The sequence below is a fragment of the Actinomadura sp. B10D3 genome, assembly GCF_039871695.1.
Taxonomy (GTDB): domain Bacteria; phylum Actinomycetota; class Actinomycetes; order Streptosporangiales; family Streptosporangiaceae; genus Spirillospora; species Spirillospora madurae.
In genome coordinates this window covers 125,745-140,772 of record NZ_JBDPLY010000019.1, presented here as the reverse complement: position 1 = coordinate 140,772, position 15,028 = coordinate 125,745, and the positions used below count along the sequence as shown (strand labels likewise).

Below are 15,028 nucleotides of genomic sequence, written 5' to 3'. Positions count from 1 at the left end.
GGCCTTTCCTCACAGGGGCGTCCGCGTCAGCGCAGCGCGGCCAGCACCTCGTCCCGGACGGCGGCCGGTGCGGCCGGGTCCTCCAGCGGGCGGCCCTGCTCGTCCACCACGTAGAAGACGTCCACCGCCTCGGCGCCGAGGGTGTCCACCTGCGCCGCGCGGATCTGGACGCCGCACGCCCCGAACGCCTGGCCGATCCGCCACAGCAGGCCGGGCCGGTCGTGCGCCCGCACCTCGACCACGGTGGCGGTCCGCGACGCGTCCGGGACGATCATGACGCGCGGCGGCGGCACGGTGATCCCGGGCCGCGCCCGCACGGCCCGCGCCCGCCGCTCCAGGCGGGCGGCGACGTCGAGCCGGCCGGCGAGCATCCGCCGCAGGTCCGCCTCCAGGCTGGCCGGATCCGGCGGCGTCCCGTATTCGGGGACGGCGGTGAAGTCCAGGACGGCCGTGTCCCCCTCGCCGTCCAGGGAGGACGTCGTCCGGGCGGTCTTGACGGCCAGGCGGTGGAGGGCGAGGACGCCCGCGGCGCGCCACAGCAGGCCGGGCCGGTCGGGCGCGGCGATGGTGATCCGGGAGCCCGCGACGCGGACGGCGGCGCCGTCGTGGCGGGCCAGGGCGAGGTGGCCGGGGGCGAGGGCGGGCGCGGGCGGCGGGGTGCCGCCGGCGAGGGCCGCGCCTGCGCGGCGGGCGAGCTCGGCGACGAGCCCGGCCTTCCAGGATCCCCAGGCGGCGGGCCCGGTGGCGCCGCCGTCGGCGATGGCGAGGGCGGCGAGGAGGTCGAGGAGTTCGCGCTCCCGGCCCGGCACCTCCGCGACGGCGGCCGTGACGGTCTGGACCGTCACCGGGTCGTCGATGTCGCGGCGGGTGGCGGTCTCGGGCAGCAGCAGATGGTGCCGGACGAGCGTTTCGAGCACGCGCACGTCCTCCTCGGGGAAGCCGAGGCGGGCGCCGATGTCGCGCGCGACGACGGCGCCACTGGTGGAGTGGTCGCCGGGCCAGCCCTTGCCGATGTCGTGCAGGAGGGCGCCGACCAGCAGCAGGTCGGGGCGGGCCACCTCGCGGGTCAGGGCGGCGGCGGCCGCGGCGGTCTCCACCAGGTGGCGGTCCACGGTGAAGCGGTGGACGGGGTTGCGCTGCGGCCGGTTCCGGACGCGCTCCCAGTCGGGCAGCAGCCGGACGATCAGCCCGGCCTGGTCGAGGGCCTCCCAGACGGCGATGGCCGCGGGGCCGGCGCCGAGCAGGGAGACCAGGGCGTCGCGGGCCTCGGCGGGCCACGGGTCGCGGGGCAGCACCGCGCGCTCGGCCAGCCGCGTGACGGTGGCGGGGGCGGGCGGCAGGCCCGCCTGCGCGGCGGCCGCGGCGAGCCGCAGGACGAGCGCCGGGTCGTTCAGATCCGCGTTCCGCGCGAGGACGACCTCGCCCTCGTACTCCACGGCCCCGTCCCCCACGGGGCGCCGCTCGGGACGCCCGTCCCCGCCGGGCCGCCCGGCGCCCGGCGCGCCCGCGTTCGGATCGGCCTTGCTCAGGTCGGCGGCGTCCAGGTGGGCGGTGGGGGGCGTCGGACGGGCGGTCCTGGCCCGGGTTCGGGTGAAGCGGTCCACGCGGCGCCACAGGTGGGAGGCCGCGTAGGTGATCGCGCGGGCCGCCTCCGCGATCGAGCGCTGCAGGACGTCGGCGTCCAGGAGGCCGAGGGTCTCGGCCACGGCCTGCTTCTCCTGCAGGACGAGGCGGTCCGAGGAGCGGCCCGTCACCTCGTGCAGGGCGTGCCGGACGTCGAGGAGCAGGTCGTGGGCGGACCGGACCCGGGCGTCCGGGGCGGAGGCCACCCAGGAGGCGGCGACGGCGTGCATGACGTGCACGTCCCGCAGGCCGCCGCGGGCCTCCTTGAGGTCGGGTTCCTGGAGGAAGGCCAGCTCGCCCTGGGCCTCCCAGCGGTCGCGGCACATCGCCGACAGCTCGGTGAGCCGGGCGGGCGCGTCGGCGCGCCAGTCGGTGAGGACGGCGGCGCGCAGCTCGTCGACGAGCGCGTGGTCCCCGGCGATCCGGCGGGCCGACAGCAGGCCGAGCGCGGCCTTCATGTCGCCGCGGGCCACGGTGCGGGCCTCGTGGACGGTGCGGACGGAGTGGTCGAGCCTGGTCCCGGAGTCCCAGACCGGGTACCAGACGCGGTCGGCGAGGGCGGCGACGCCGGCCAGGCCGCGGTGCAGGAGGACGAGGTCGAGGTCGCCGCCGGGGGTCAGCTCGCGGCGGGCGTGGCTGCCGACCGCGACGAGGGCGACGCCGTCCGGGGCGGGGCCGGCGGCCAGCAGGGAGGCCAGCCACCGGTCCAGTTCGGCGGCGCGGGCGGCCCGTGCTCTCGCGAGGGCCGCCCGCGCGGCCTCCGCCGTTCCGGTGCCGCCGGCCGGAGCGGGCGCGGGGGCCCGGTCTCCGGCCGGCGGGCGGGCGAGGGTCACCGGGGTCCCTAGAGGGCGTCCGGACCGGTCTCGCCGGTGCGGACGCGGACCACGGTGTCGACCGGGACGGCCCACACCTTGCCGTCGCCGATCTTGTCGGTGCGGGCCGCCTTGACGATCACGTCGATGATGTCGTCGGCGTCCTCGGCGTCGACGAGGACCTCGATGCGCAGCTTGGGCACCAGGTCGACCTGGTACTCGGCGCCCCGGTAGACCTCGGTGTGGCCCTTCTGCCGGCCGTAGCCGCTGGCCTCGCTGACGGTCATGCCCTTGACCCCGAAGGTCTCCAGGGCCTTCTTGACCTCGTCGAGCTTGAACGGCTTGATGACCGCGGTGATGAGCTTCATGGCTTAAGCCTCCACCTTCTTCGCCGCGTCCCCGGAGACCGGGGCCGGGGGCGCCGCGACGGTCGCGCCGGAGCCGCCGGCGCGGATGGTGCCGAAGTCGTAGGCGGTCTCCGCGTGGGCGGTGCTGTCGATGCCGGTGGCCTCGTCCTCCTCGCCGATCCGGAAGCCCATGGCCAGGTCGATGACCTTCGCGATCACGAAGGTGACGACGAACGAGTAGGCGAGGGTCGCGAGGACGGCGACCGCCTGCTTGCCGAGCAGCGAGAACCCGCCGCCCGCGAGCAGCCCGTCGGCACCGGCGTCGTTCACCGCGGTGGTGGCCAGGAAGCCGATCAGCAGGGCGCCGACGATGCCGCCGACCATGTGGACGCCGACCACGTCGAGGGAGTCGTCGTAGCCGAGCCTGTACTTGAGGCTGACCGCGAACGCGCACACCGCGCCGGCGATGAGACCGAGGACGATGGCCCCGAGCGGGGTGATGAACGCGCAGGCCGGGGTGATGGCGACCAGCCCGGCGACGATGCCGGACGCGATGCCGAGCGTGGTGGACGCGCCGTCGCGCAGCTTCTCCACGACGATCCAGCCGAACGCGGCGGCGCAGGTCGCGGCGAGCGTGTTGATGAACGCGACGGCCGAGGTGGCGCCGGCCGACACCGCGGACCCGGCGTTGAACCCGAACCAGCCGAACCACAGCAGCCCGGCCCCGAGGAGGACGAACGGCAGGTTGTGCGGCCGCATCGGCTCCTTCGGCCAGCCCTTGCGCTTGCCGAGGACGAGCGCCAGCGCGAGCGCCGCGACACCGGCGTTGATGTGCACGACCGTGCCGCCGGCGAAGTCGAGCGCGCCGAGGTCGAACAGCCAGCCGGCCTTGCCGCCCTCCTCGCCGTCGGACCACCACACCCAGTGGGCGATCGGGAAGTACACGAGCGTCGCCCACACGAGGGCGAACACGACCCAGGCCCCGAACTTGGCGCGGTCCGCCACCGCGCCGCTGATCAGGGCGACGGTGATGATGGCGAACGTCGCCTGGAACGCCACGAACACCAGTTGCGGGATGCCCGTTCCGTCGTCGGCCGTCGCCGCGGTCTCCAGGCCGACCAGGCCCCAGTCTCCGAACCCTCCGATGAACGAGCTGAGCCCGCCGCCGGAGGAGAACGTGAGGGAGTAGCCGTAGACGACCCATGCCATGCCCACCACGGCGATGCTGACGAAGCTCATCATCATCATGTTGAGCACGCTCTTGGCCCGGCTCATGCCTCCGTAGAAGAAGGCGAGCCCGGGTGTCATCAGCAGGACGAGCGCGGTGCTCGTCAGCATCCAGGCGGTACTACCGCTATCGATCTTCATCTCTGAGAGAGTCCCTCCTCGCCAGGAACTTCGAACTGCTCAGAGACTCGACCTCGGCGATTTCACCCGAGGGACCCGTACGTTTCCAGGGTGTGAAAACCGCTCCCGGTGTGTTTCACCGGTGTTTCCAAATCCTCACATGCCGTATTTGTATGATGTAAGGCCTTTATTACTCGCCCAGGATGGCGTCCACGAAGGCCTCGGGCTCGAACGGCGCGAGGTCGTCCGGCCCCTCCCCGAGGCCGACGAGCTTGACCGGGACGCCCAGCTCCCGCTGCACCTGGACGACGATGCCGCCCTTCGCGGTGCCGTCCAGCTTCGTCAGCACGACGCCGGTGACGTTGACGACCTCGGCGAAGACGCGGGCCTGCTGCATGCCGTTCTGGCCCGTCGTCGCGTCCAGCACGAGCAGGACCTCGTCCACCGTGGCCTGCTTCTCCACGACGCGCTTGACCTTCCCGAGCTCGTCCATCAGCCCGGTCTTGGTGTGCAGCCGGCCGGCGGTGTCGATGATCACCGCGTCGACCTTGGTGTCGATGCCCTGCTTGACGGCGTCGAACGCGACGCTGGCCGGGTCGGCGCCCTCGTCCTTGCGGACGACCTGCGCGCCCACCCGCGTCCCCCAGGTCTCCAGCTGGTCGGCGGCGGCGGCGCGGAACGTGTCGGCGGCGCCCAGCAGGACGGTGTTCCCGTCGCCGACGAGGACGCGGCCGAGCTTGCCGCACGTGGTCGTCTTGCCGGTGCCGTTCACGCCGACGACCATGAGCACGGCGGGACGGTCCCCGGGCGCCTCGGTGCGCAGGGAGCGGTCCAGATCCGGGCCGATCTGCTTGACGAGCTCCTGCTTGAGCAGCTCCCGGACCTCCGCCGGGCTGCGCGTGCCGAGGACCTGGACCCGGGTCCGCAGGTCGTCGGTGACCTGGCGGGCCACCGAGGTGCCCATGTCGGCGGTGATCAGCGTGTCCTCGATCTCCTCCCAGGCGTCGTCGTCGAGCGTGTCGCGCGACAGCAGGCCGAGGAGGGTCTTGCCGAAGGTGTTCTGCGACCGGGCGAGCCGCGCCCGCAGCCGGATGAGCCGCCCCGCGCCCGGCGGCGGCTTCTCGATCTCGACCGTGGGCCGCGGGGGCGGCACCTCGGTCGGCGGCGCCTTCTCGATCGTGGGGGCGCCGCCCTCCGCCTCGCCGGCGGCGGTCGCCCCGCCGGTCCGTTCCGCGGGCGGCTCGGCGGGCGGGCGCGGGCGGGTCCGGCCCGGCCGCAGGAGCGCGATACCGCCGACGATCAACGCGACTACCGCCAGCGCGGCGATGACGATCACATATTCCATAGCGCCCCCAGTTTTCCAGAAGATACGAGTGCCCACCCAGGCGGGCGATCCCTGGAACTCCCGTGGGCCTGACCGATCAGTCTGGCATCCGCCCGGGGAGGGATGCCCGCTCGGACGACTCCCACTCGTCGACGTTGCGGAGGAGGGCCTCCAGGTAGGAGCGCAGATGGGTGCGGTAGACGTCGCTGTAGGTGCGCAGGTAGGCGATCTCCCGTTCCATGGCGCGGCGCTCGTCGTCCGGGAGGGGCGCCGGAGGGGCGGGAGGCGGCGCGGCCTGCTCGGCGTGGCGGACGGCCGCGTCGGCGACGGCGGCGGCCTTGCGGTGGGCGTCCTCCAGGAGCTGCTCGGCGCGTCCCTTGGCGTCGGACAGGATCGCCTCCCGGTGCAGGCGCGCCTCGTGGGCCAGCTCGCGGGTGTAGCGCTCGGCGTCCGCGACGTACAGGTCGGCGGTCTGCTGGGCCTGGGACAGGATGCGGACGGCCTGGAAATGGGCGTCCTCGGGCGCCATCACCCCGCGGGTGCCCTTGGCCAGCTGGGCGCGCAGCCGGTTCACCTCCTCGGCCAGGGTGGCCTTGTCGGTGAAGATCTGGACGAGTTCCCTCTCCACGTACTGCAGGAAGTTGCGGACCTGCTCCTCGTCGTATCCGCGGCGCCCGAGGGCGGCCCGGGCGAACACCACCGAGTGGAGCTCGCCCGGGGTCAGCCGCGAGCCCTCGGAGACGACGGGAAGGTTCGGGGAGTTCAACGCTCTCACCTCTGTGCGTCTGCGAAGGTTTCCAGGCGGATGCGGTCGCGCGGCACACCGAGCCGCGTCAGCTGTTCCACGGTGTGCCCGACCATGGCGGACGGGCCGCACACGTAGGCGTCGTGGCCGTCCCAGGGGCCGCGCCTGGCGACCACGTCGGACAGGTTCCCGTGCTCGACGTCGCCGTCCCCGGCCTGGAGCACCGAGGAGAAGCCGTGCCCGCCGGACTCGTCCGACACGGCCGGGACGACGGTGAGCCAGGGGAACTCGCCGGCCAGCTTGGTCAGGTCCTCCAGGTCGTAGAGGCCGTCCCTGGTGCGGGCGCCGAAGAACAGGTGCACGCGCGGCGGCGGGGCGGGACGGTGCGCTATCTGCTCCAGGATCGCCTTGAGCGGCGCCAGGCCGGTGCTGCCCGCGATCAGCAGGACGTCCCGTCCGGACGCCTCGTCCAGCGTGAGGGTGCCGATGGGCGAGCCCATGCGGACCCGGTCGCCGACGTCGGTCCCGCGGACCAGCACGGGGCTCACCGGCCCGCCGTCCACCAGCCGGACGTGGAAGTCGACGGTCTGGTCGGGCCGCGGGGCGTTCGCCATCGAGTAGTAGCGCCAGTGCCGCAGCCGGGTCGGCACCTCCAGGGCGACCGACTGGCCGGGCACGTACGGCAGCGGCCGGTCGGGCTGGACGCGCAGGACGCTGATGTCGAACCGGCGCCGCTCGACCGCGACGATCTGGCCGTTCCACCAGGCGGGGCTGCTGAGGGCGTTCTCGTCGGCGGCCTCCAGCATCACCTTGGCGACGAGGCTGTAGGCGGCGTTCCAGTCGCTCTCGACCTCGTCGCTCCAGGCCGTCCCGGAGAAGTGCCGCAGGGTGGCGAGGAGGCTGGCCCCCACGTTCGGGTAGTGCTCGGCGACGATGCCGAACCTGCGGTGGTCGCGGCCGAGCTGCTGGAGGAACGGGACGAGGGCGGGCAGGTCGTCCACCCGGGACACGATGTGGCCGAGGGCGCGCAGCAGCTTGTCGCGCTGGCCGGCCATCCCGACGGGGAACATGTCGCGCAGGTGCGGGTTGCGGACGAAGAGGTCGGAGTAGAAGAACAGCGCCACGGCGTCGCCTTCTCCGGCGACCCGGTCGAAGCTGTCCTTCAGTCGCTGGGCGTCCATGCGGGTCAGGAGACGGGCTCGGCCGCGGCCTCCGCCATGACCTTGGCGACGAGCCCGTAGGCGGCCGCCCAGTCGCGTTCGAGTTCCTCGTTCCAGGCGGGGCCGCTGAAGTAGGCGAGGGTGGCGAGCAGGCTGGCGCCGACGGGCGCGTAGTGGTCGGCGACCACGCCGAAGCCGTGGTGGCGCCGGCCGAGGTCCTGCAGGAACGGGACGAGCGTCTCGGTGTCGTCCACCGACGAGACGATCTGCGAGAGCGCCGCGAGCAGCACCTCGTGCTGCCTGGCCATCGCCGCCGGGAACATCGACCTGAGCTGCGGTTCCCGCGCGAAAAGGTCGGCATAGAAATATTCGGCGACGTCCACGCCGTTAGCGCCCACCAGGGCGAAATTGTCTTTGAGTTTCCCGGTGTCCACGGGCATCACCTTTCCCGCGATCCTCCGTACCGGACGGGGGGAGCCCGGTGGGAGAGCCGGAGAACCGCCGGTGCTTATGGGTAGTGGATGGCCGAAGGGCAGCACAAGCCCGCGAGCGTCGCCACGTCATCACGGTCGGTGGCGGCCGCTCCGGATGCTCAGGCGCCACCGGGGCTAACGCGATGTCACCAAACGGTTATTGGAGGCCGAAAATACTTGGGACCAGATCACGATCGCGCCCGAAATACTGAAGATTGGGCGCTGTCACGTTCCATCTGAGGTATCAAATATTGCCGTTATGTGAAATTCGCGGGCGCTAGTCGCGCAGCCGCTGGCTGACGACCTGGGTGACGCCGTCGCCGCGCATGCTGACCCCGTAGAGGGCGTCGGCGCCCTCCATCGTCCGCTTCTGGTGCGTGATGATGATCAGCTGGGACGACTCGCGCAGCTCCTCGAAGACGGTGATGAGCCGCTGGGTGTTGGTGTCGTCCAGCGCCGCCTCGACCTCGTCGAGCACGTAGAACGGGGACGGGCGGGCCTTGAACACCGCGACGAGGAACGCGATGGCGACCAGGGAGCGCTCGCCGCCGGACAGCAGCGACAGCCGCTTGACCTTCTTGCCCGGCGGGCGGGCGGCGACCTCGACGCCGGTGGTGAGCATGTCGCCGGGCTCGGTCAGCGACAGGCTGCCCTCGCCGCCGGGGAACAGCCGGGCGAAGATGCGCTCGAACTCGCGTGCGGTGTCCTCGTAGGCGGCGGCGAACACCTGCTGGACGCGGTCGTCCACCTCCTTGACGAGGCCGAGCAGCTCCCGCTGGGTCTTCTTCAGGTCTTCGAGCTGCGAGGTGAGGAACGCGTGCCGTTCCTCCAGCGCGGCGAACTCCTCCAGGGCGAGGGGGTTGATCTTGCCGAGCTGGTTGAGCTGCCGCTCGGCGGTCTTGGCCCGCTTCTCCTGGACGGCCCGGTCGTACGGGACGGGCCGCGCGTCCTCCCCCTTCTCCGGGTCGGGCGGGACGGGCTGGTCGGGCCCGTACTCCGACACGAGCGACTCGACCTCCAGGCCGAACTCCTCCAGGGCCCGCTGCTCGAACTGCTCCAGCCGGAGACGCTGCTCGGCGCGCGCGACCTCGTTGCCGTGCACGACGTTCACCAGGCGTTCGAGGGTCGCCGACAGCTCGCGCACCTGGGTGCGGACGACCTTCAGCTCGGCCTCCCGCGCCGCCTTGGCCTCCTCGGCGGCCTCCCGGCGGCGGACGGCGGCGGCCAGGGAGTGCTCGATGCTCTCCAGGGCGGTCCGCGCCCCCCGCAGGACGGCCTGGGCGACCCTGGCCTGCTCCTCGCGGCGGGCGCGGCGCTGCGCGGCACGGGCCCGCTCCTCGCGTTCCCGCCGCGCGCCGCGTTCGAGGGCGTCGGCGCGCCCGGAGATGGCCTGGACGCGCTCCTCGGCGGTGCGCACCGACAGCCGCGCCTCCATCTCGGCGGTGCGGAGCTCCTGGCAGCGGGCGTCCAGCTCGTCGCGGGCGTCGGTGTCGTGGCCGGCCTCGTCGGCGACCTCGGCCGCCTCCTCCGCCTCGGCCAGGCGCAGCGCCAGCTCCCCGGCCGCCTCGGTGTCGCGCTCCAGGGACTCGCTCGCGGCGTCGAGCGACTTGGTCAGCCGCTCGGCCTCGCCCCGGGCGGCGCGGACGTCGGCCTCCAGGCGGGCCGCGCGCTTGGCCTCCTGCGCGGCCTGCGCGTCGAACTCCCGCACGCGCGCGCGGACGCGGTCGAGCTCGGCCTGGGCGTGGTTCACCCCCGCCTGGGCCTCGTTGACGGCGGCTTCGGCGGCCTCCACGGCCGTCTGCGCGGCCTGCTCGCGCTCCACCGACGCGGTGAGCTCGTCCGCGGCGGCGCCGGCGGCGGTCTCCGCGGCGGCCAGATCCTCGGTCGCCTGGTCGAGCGTGGCCCTCATCTGCAACAGGCTCTGGCCGCCGCCCGCCGCGCCGCCCTGCGCCCAGTGCGCGCCGATGAGCTCGCCGTCCCGCGTGACCGCGCGGAGGGACGCCTCCCGGCGGACGAGCGCGGCGGCGGACGGCACGTCGTCCACCACGACCACGTCGCGCAGGAGGTGCTCGACAGCGGGCCGCACCGTCTCCGGGACGCTCACCGCGTCGATCGCGTAGTCGGCTCCCGCGACCCGCTGGGGCGGGGACACCGCTCCCCCGCCGACGAGCAGGCCGGCGCGTCCCGCGTCCCGCGTCCGCAGCAGCGCCAGCGCGGCCTCGGCGGTGTCCAGCGACCCCACGGCGATGGCCTCGGCCGCGTTCCCGAGCGCGGCGGCGATGGCCGTCTCGTACCCGGGACGGACGTTCAGCAGCGACGCGACCGTGCCGATCACCCCGTCGAGCGTCCCCTCCGCGCCCGCGGCGAGGAGGGCCTCGCCCCCGTCCGCGGCGCTGGCGAGCGTCAGGTTGAGCGCCTCGATCCGCGCCTGGAGCGCGGTGACCTTCTTCTGGGCGCCCTGGTCGGCGGACCGCGCCGACGCCACGGCCGCCCGCGCCTCCTTCAGGGCGCGCCGCGGGCCGTCCACGGCCGCCCGCGCGGATTCGGCGGCGTCCTTCGCGGTCGCGAGCGCCTCCTGGGCGGCCTCGTGCTCGGCGGCGAGCTCCGGGTCCTCGACGACCTCGGCCTCGAACGCCTCGAACTCGGCCTGCGCGGCCTCGGCGCGCTGCTCGGCCTCCTCCCGGGCGCCGGTGAGCCGCCCGATCTCCGCCCGCCCGGCCTGGGCCTTGCTCCGCAGCGCCTCGACCCGGCCGCGCAGCCGGGCCAGCTCCTCGCGCCGGTCGGCGGCGGCGCGGGCGGCCGAGCGCAGCCGGCGCTCCTCGGCCGCGAGGGCCTCCTCGGCCCCCGACCGCTCCTCGACCGCGCGGGCCAGCCCGTCCTGCGCCTCGTCCAGCGCGGCGCGGAGCATCTCCTCCTGCTCGCGGATCTCGGCGGCCTCGCGCTCCATGTCCTCGGGATCACGGCCGCGCCGCTCCTCCTCGCGCGCCTCGGCGGCGTTGCGGTGCCGCTCCGCGGCGAGGTCGGCGACGCCGCGCAGCCGCTCCTTGAGCGCCGACAGCCGGAACCACGTGTCCTGGACCTGCGCGAGCCGCGGCGCCTGCTCGGCCTCCTCGGCCTCCAGGACGGCCTCGCGCTCCTGCGCCTCGGTCAGCGCCCGCTCGGTCTCGGTGCGCCGCTCCCGGATCGCCGCCTCGTCGGCGGCCTCCTGCTCCAGCTTCGTCCGCAGCGTGACGAGGTCGTCGGCCAGCAGCCGCAGCCGGGCGTCGCGCAGGTCGGCCTGGATCACCGCGGCCCGCCGCGCGATCTCGGCCTGCTTGCCCAGCGGCTTCAGCTGCCGCCGCAGCTCGCCGGTCAGGTCCTGGACGCGGGTCAGGTTGCCCTGCATCGCGTCCAGCTTGCGGAGCGCCTTCTCCTTGCGCTTGCGGTGCTTGAGGACGCCGGCCGCCTCCTCGATCACCGCGCGCCGCCCCTCGGGCCCGGAGTGCAGGACGCGGTCGAGCTGCCCCTGACCGATGATCACGTGCATCTCGCGGCCGATGCCGGAGTCCGACAGCAGCTCCTGGATGTCCAGCAGCCGGCAGGAGTCGCCGTTGATCGCGTACTCGCTCGACCCGGACCGGAACATCAGCCGGCTGATGGTGACCTCGGAGTAGTCGATCGGCAGCGCGCCGTCGGAGTTGTCGATGGTCAGCACGACCTCGGCGCGGCCGAGCGGCGCCCGGCTGGCCGTGCCGGCGAAGATGACGTCCTCCATCTTGCCGCCGCGCAGCGACTTGGCGCCCTGCTCGCCCATCACCCAGGCCAGGGCGTCGACGACGTTGGACTTGCCGGACCCGTTGGGCCCGACCACGGCGGTGATGCCGGGCTCGAACCTGAGCGTGGTGGAGGACGCGAAGGACTTGAAGCCGCGCAGCGTCAGATTCTTCAGGTACACGCGCTAGCCGTCCCCCTCCTGCGTACCCGGCACCTGGAACATCCGTCGAACGATACCGGCCGCGGCACCCCGGAGCACGGCACATGCGCGCCCACCCGCCCGACTCTCGGACACCACCCCCACAACCCCTCAAATGCCCCAAATTAGTAGATCAACGCAAAATTGTAATAATCGGACAGCCCGAAATCCCATCGAACCTTGACCGTCCCGGCACGATCGGCGCCGCCGCAATTGCCGGCCCCTCTTCCGGCCACCGGTCGCGGTAACCGAGTGTCACCGTCGCCAAGGGTCTGGCGGGCGCAAGCAATGCGGCGTACGTCCGCCCCGGACAAGAGCACGGCTACAAGGGTGCCCTCAGGGACCTGAACACTGCCGAGGCTTCAGCCGTACCAACAGCGGGGACTGGCGGGCGCTCGCAGCGCCCGGCCACCAGAAAGGGCGGACGTCAACGGTGAACGCCCCTGACCGCACGCGACAGGGCCCGCACGCCACAAGGCCGAACGCGGCAGAGCCGGACGCGGCCGGGGCCGGACGTGAGCGGGGCCGGGCCGCGAACAGGGGTGCCGAAGGCAAAGAACAAGGGACGCCATGCGCGGCGTCCCTGGTCAACTTGAGAGAGAAGAAGGCGCTGATCAGGTCAGCGCCGGTTCACGGTCCTTCACCGCGAGCGACATCACATCGTCGTCCGTCGCCGTCGCAAGCGCGTCGTTCTCTGCCTGAAGCCGTACCAGCTCGGCTTCCAGATCACGTACGCGCTGCTGAAGGCGCCGCATCTCCGCGACCATCCGGGGGTCGGGACCGCCGACGTGGCCGAGTAGAGCCTTCGCCATGACTAAGGGTCCTCCACGCTGAGTAACCAGCAGGGATCGCGCACGAGAAACATCTGAAGTCGGTGCGCGTACCGTCTAGAGTCGCACCGGCCGCCGTCCTGGTCAAGACGCACATCACAGGCCGGTAACAACCTTCCTCTACTAGTTTAGCAGGTACAAACCGGTACTCCCTACCCACTCACCGTTCGAGGAATCCGGCGGCCTCGCCGCGCGGCTCGCTCCAGCGCCCGGTGACGCCGGTGACCTTCCCGGGGCGTCCGGGGACGCCGGCCGGGGAGTCGCCGTCGAGCATCTCCAGCAGCCGCCGGCATCTGCCGCGGGGGCCTTCGGCGACGACCTCCACCCGCCCGTCGCGCAGGTTCGTCGCGCTGCCGTCCAGGCCGAGTTCCAGGGCCCGCGCCCTCACCCACCAGCGGAATCCGACGCCCTGGACGCGCCCGCGCACCCACGCCGTCAGCCGCACGATCTCGTCGTCGCCCATGTCGCCCCCTCGGTCCCGGCCCCTGGCACCGTGCCCTAGTACCGTGCCCGCCTGGGGCGCGGCTGGCACACGGGGCAGCTGTAGGACGAACGGTTCATGAACTCGTCGCGGCGGATCGCCGTGCCGCAGCGGCGGCAGGGCTCGTCCCGCCGCCCGTAGGCGTCCAGGGACCGCTCGAAGTAGCCGCTCTCGCCGTTCACGTTCACGTAGAGGCTGTCGAAGGACGTGCCGCCGACGTCCAGGGCGGCCGCCATGACCTCCTGTGCGGCCTCCAGGACGCGTGCGGCCTCCGCCCTGGTCATCGTGTCGGTCGGGCGCGCCCAGTGCAGCCTGGCCCGCCACAGGGCCTCGTCGGCGTAGATGTTGCCGACCCCGCTGATCAGGGACTGGTCGAGGAGGGCCCGCTTGATGCCGGTCCTGCGGCGGCGCAGGGCGCGGAAGAACGCCTCGGCGTCGAAGGCGTCCTCCAGCGGGTCGGCGGCGATGTGCACGATCGGCTCGGGGACGAGCGCGCCCGTGCCGACGGCGTCGGGGACGAGGTCGGCGACCATGAGGTGCCCGAACGTCCGCTGGTCGACGAACCGCAGGTCGTGGCCGCCGTCGCCGAACGCGATCCGCACCCGCAGGTGCTTCTCCCGCTCCCGGTCCGGTTCGCCGACGAGCAGCTGCCCGCTCATCCCGAGGTGGGCGAGGACGGCCTCGCCCTCGCCGTCCAGCGGGATCCACAGGTACTTGCCGCGGCGGCGCGGGGCCAGCAGGGTGCGGCCGGCCAGGCGGCCGGCGAAGTCGGCGGGGCCCGCCTCGTGGCGGCGGACCGCCCGGGGGTGCAGCACCTCGGCGGAGGCGGCGGTGCGGCCCGTCGTCCAGCGCTCCAGGCCGCGGCGGACGACCTCGACCTCGGGCAGCTCAGGCACCGGCCTGCGCCGCCTGCCCGGCCTGCTGCGCGGCCTGCTCGCCCTGCGCCTGCGCCTCGCGCTGCACGACGATCTCGCGGATCTTGTTCCAGGCGGCCTCGGCGGCGTGCTGCTCGGCCTCCTTCTTGCTGCGGCCCTCGCCCGACCCGTAGGTCTTGCCGCCGACCCGCACGGAGGCGCGGAACGTCTTCTGGTGGTCCGGGCCGCTCTCGGCGACGTGGTACTCGGGGACGCCGAGCTCCTCGACGGCGGTGAGCTCCTGCAGCGAGGTCTTCCAGTCCAGGCCGGCGCCGAGGCCCGCCGACCGGGCGATCAGCGCGTCGAAGAGCCGGTGCACGAGGGCGGACGCCTCGTCCAGGCCGCGGTCGAGGTAGACGGCGCCGATCAGCGCCTCCAGGGTGTCGGCGAGGATCGAGGCCTTGTCGCGGCCTCCGGTGCCCTCCTCGCCGCGGCCGAGCCGGATGTGGGCGCCGACGCCGAGGCCGCGGGCGACGCCGGCGAGGGCGCGCATGTTGACCACGGCGGCGCGCAGCTTGGCCAGCTGCCCCTCGGGCAGGTCGGGGTGGCCCCGGAACAGGGTGTCGGTGACGACGAGGCCGAGCACCGAGTCGCCGAGGAACTCCAGGCGCTCGTTGGTGGGCAGGCCGCCGTTCTCGTAGGCGTAGGAACGGTGCGTCAGTGCGCGTTCTAGCAGCTCGTCGTCCACACGGACGCCGAGCGCGGCGGTCAGTTCCGCGCGGTCCGGCGCGGGTTCGCTCTTCTTGGCGCTCACGGGCCCTCCTCGCAGGCCGTGTACCGCGCGCTGCGCGGTCGCGTCGGTGGCGCGCGGCCGGAAGCCGGCCGGGACGGCGAGGACGCTCGGCGGGAGGGTCCGCGAAGACGAGGTGCGCGCCGGTCGGCTGATCCCGGCGTGCACCACGGCTCCGGGCGCAGTCTCCGCGCCGGTCACCACGCCGACGGCACACGCCGGGGTGGTCGGGGTGCGTGTCCTACCGCACCGTGGGGGGCGGGCCGCGCCGACGGCGCGGGCCGCCCCCC

The 15,028-nt window shown here is 73.6% G+C and carries 12 protein-coding genes; all 12 read right to left on the bottom strand.

Features of this window, described 5'->3' with window-relative positions; all coding sequences use genetic code 11:
• Nucleotides 1–26: 26 nt before the first annotated feature.
• Nucleotides 27–2,456 (bottom strand): [protein-PII] uridylyltransferase, encoded by a 2,430-nt coding sequence (locus ABGB11_RS26530; RefSeq protein WP_347636838.1) that lies wholly within the window; start codon nucleotides 2,454–2,456, stop codon nucleotides 27–29.
• An 8-nt stretch (nucleotides 2,457–2,464) separates the two neighbouring features.
• The gene (locus ABGB11_RS26525; RefSeq protein ID WP_347636836.1) at nucleotides 2,465–2,803 is read right to left on the bottom strand and encodes a P-II family nitrogen regulator; all 339 of its coding nucleotides are present in this window, start codon (nucleotides 2,801–2,803) and stop codon (nucleotides 2,465–2,467) included.
• A 3-nt stretch (nucleotides 2,804–2,806) separates the two neighbouring features.
• Nucleotides 2,807–4,150 carry an ammonium transporter gene (locus ABGB11_RS26520; protein WP_347636834.1) on the bottom strand — a complete coding sequence of 448 codons (1,344 nt, stop codon included), beginning with the start codon at nucleotides 4,148–4,150 and terminating at the stop codon, nucleotides 2,807–2,809.
• A gap of 169 nt (nucleotides 4,151–4,319) precedes the next feature.
• Entirely contained in the window at nucleotides 4,320–5,474 is a 1,155-nt protein-coding gene (gene ftsY / locus ABGB11_RS26515; RefSeq protein WP_347636832.1) for a signal recognition particle-docking protein FtsY, read from the bottom strand.
• Between the two features lie 76 nt (nucleotides 5,475–5,550).
• On the bottom strand, nucleotides 5,551–6,219 hold the full coding sequence (locus ABGB11_RS26510; RefSeq protein ID WP_347636830.1) for a DivIVA domain-containing protein: 669 nt from the start codon (nucleotides 6,217–6,219) through the stop codon (nucleotides 5,551–5,553).
• A gap of 5 nt (nucleotides 6,220–6,224) precedes the next feature.
• Entirely contained in the window at nucleotides 6,225–7,379 is a 1,155-nt protein-coding gene (locus ABGB11_RS26505; RefSeq protein ID WP_347636828.1) for a globin domain-containing protein, read from the bottom strand.
• 5 nt (nucleotides 7,380–7,384) lie between these two features.
• The gene (locus ABGB11_RS26500; RefSeq protein ID WP_347636826.1) at nucleotides 7,385–7,792 is read right to left on the bottom strand and encodes a globin domain-containing protein; all 408 of its coding nucleotides are present in this window, start codon (nucleotides 7,790–7,792) and stop codon (nucleotides 7,385–7,387) included.
• Nucleotides 7,793–8,108: 316 nt separating this feature from the next.
• A complete protein-coding gene (gene smc, locus ABGB11_RS26495) occupies nucleotides 8,109–11,765 on the bottom strand; it encodes a chromosome segregation protein SMC (RefSeq protein ID WP_347636824.1) in 3,657 nt (1,218 codons plus the stop codon).
• Nucleotides 11,766–12,397: 632 nt separating this feature from the next.
• Nucleotides 12,398–12,595, bottom strand: a complete 198-nt coding sequence (locus ABGB11_RS26490; protein ID WP_021598747.1) for a hypothetical protein — start codon at nucleotides 12,593–12,595, stop codon at nucleotides 12,398–12,400.
• A gap of 178 nt (nucleotides 12,596–12,773) precedes the next feature.
• Nucleotides 12,774–13,076, bottom strand: coding sequence for an acylphosphatase (locus tag ABGB11_RS26485; RefSeq protein WP_347636821.1), 303 nt, complete (start codon nucleotides 13,074–13,076; stop codon nucleotides 12,774–12,776).
• A 35-nt stretch (nucleotides 13,077–13,111) separates the two neighbouring features.
• The gene (gene mutM / locus ABGB11_RS26480) at nucleotides 13,112–13,990 is read right to left on the bottom strand and encodes a bifunctional DNA-formamidopyrimidine glycosylase/DNA-(apurinic or apyrimidinic site) lyase (RefSeq protein ID WP_347636819.1); all 879 of its coding nucleotides are present in this window, start codon (nucleotides 13,988–13,990) and stop codon (nucleotides 13,112–13,114) included.
• Nucleotides 13,983–14,762: a ribonuclease III gene (rnc, locus tag ABGB11_RS26475; protein WP_021598750.1), complete on the bottom strand. Its 780-nt coding sequence runs from the start codon at nucleotides 14,760–14,762 to the stop codon at nucleotides 13,983–13,985. Before rnc ends, mutM begins: the two co-directional genes overlap by 8 nt.
• Nucleotides 14,763–15,028 lie beyond the last annotated feature (266 nt).